This is a genomic window from Corynebacterium sp. MSK310, assembly GCF_030227355.1.
GTDB classification, from domain to species: domain Bacteria; phylum Actinomycetota; class Actinomycetes; order Mycobacteriales; family Mycobacteriaceae; genus Corynebacterium; species Corynebacterium rhinophilum.
In genome coordinates this window covers 1-1,609 of record NZ_JASPFZ010000038.1, presented here as the reverse complement: position 1 = coordinate 1,609, position 1,609 = coordinate 1, and the positions used below count along the sequence as shown (strand labels likewise).

Sequence of the window (1,609 nt, the reverse complement as noted above, 5' to 3'; positions counted from 1 at the left end):
GCACGTGCTGGCCCCTGACACCATCACACTGCATGCTCTATCGAAAGGTAGAAACACCACTCAAACGGACTTGACCCGTTAACGCGCAAACTAATTACTGACTCGCTCATGTAAACATGTTTACAACAAGTAAAGCGATTCGTACACCACCCCATGAGCATTGCCCGCGGTTTGCTGTAGTCACGTTGTAATGCTGACTTCCTGCACACTCATAGTCACGAATTTTGCGTTTTCTCAGTAACCAAATCAAGCGATAAGGGAAACCTCGTCCAGTCGCCTTAAAATGACATGCCGTTCGGCGTAGCGACGGCGCAGGCCTGTCAAAAACACGTTGAAGTCCACATCCCAGGGATCCCCAAGTTCCGCCGACTTTTCTCTCATGGTCTGCAGCAGCTCGATGCCCATGTCGCGACCAACCTTAGTCGAATCTAGGTAAGTTGCGACATCGTCGCGAACGAAGGGGAGAGCCTGAGCCGGGAGGTCATCGAGGAATCGTTGCGCCATTGACTGCTCCATTCCCGCCTTTATGACGGTTCTCCAGGCAAGTCCAGGGTCTTCAAGGCACAAGTGCTGGAACATCGCTAAGTCCCACGGCTTCGCCGCCAACGTGTCTTGTATATGCGCCGCAGATTTCGCCTTGTCGGTGCCCGCAGCATAGAGTTGTTGAGCGAACGACAGTTCTGGATATGTGTCGAATACACTGCGAGCCACGCGCTCCGAGTGTTCGGGAAAATGCTCCTTAGCAAGTACGGCCCAACCCGAGGCGATATTTCGGATTTCCGCTGGGGCGCACTCACCAACTGCCTTCTCGGACCAATCGAAGGCAAGATCGTAGCGGCCTATATCACAAAGGCCGGCAATAATCTCCTCATAGCGCGACGCCGCACTTCCCTTGAGACCATGGGTACGAAGGACGGCCTCACTAGTTCCTTCTAGTACCGCTAACCGACGCCCCACGTATCCACTACCTTGCTCCGCCGTATTCCACGAACGGATGCGAGCCACCCCCTCTTCACCAAAGGCAGGTGCCAAATAGACTGGGTCGAGGTCGATTTCTTCCGCTGGGAGAATCTGATTCATTCGTATAAACCAGTCGGCCAAAGCGCAACCAGAATAACTAGCTTGCTGTGCCGCGGAGGAAACTACCCGCGCCAAGACTTCGCCGGCATCCCTTACGGCATGGGCGTAGTCATTGACCCGAGGAATAGTCTTGAGGACCTCTTCTACCGCATCTAGACCAACAAGCACGATATCGGATGGACTTGGCGGCACGATCCCAGAAAGTTGTGCAGGATCCTCTTCTGCCTGTTCTAAAAGCTCAGCGGCTTCATATATACGGTCACTGTAATACACGCCCCGGGCACCTTTGTTCAGATCGGGATCATTAGACCGGACAAGACCGGTTACCGCCTGTGCAAGAGTTCTCATGGGATTCAGTATAGAAAATTCTGGGATCACGAAGAAGAGGGGCAAGCACACCGTTGGAATCGGTGTCCTTGCCCCTCTCGGTACAAACTTTATTTTGTTGTTTGTTTGTTGTTTGGTGTCGGCGGTGACTTACTCTCCCACAACCTCCCGGTTGCAGTACCATCAGCGTGTACAGGCTTAG

At 53.3% G+C, this 1,609-nt stretch carries 1 protein-coding gene; it reads right to left on the bottom strand.

Going from position 1 to position 1,609, the window contains the following annotated elements; genetic code table 11:
* Nucleotides 1–246: 246 nt before the first annotated feature.
* Complete coding sequence (locus QP891_RS11630) at nt 247–1,428, bottom strand: hypothetical protein (protein WP_284771367.1); 1,182 nt, start codon at nt 1,426–1,428, stop codon at nt 247–249.
* Between the last annotated feature and the right edge of the window lie 181 nt (nt 1,429–1,609).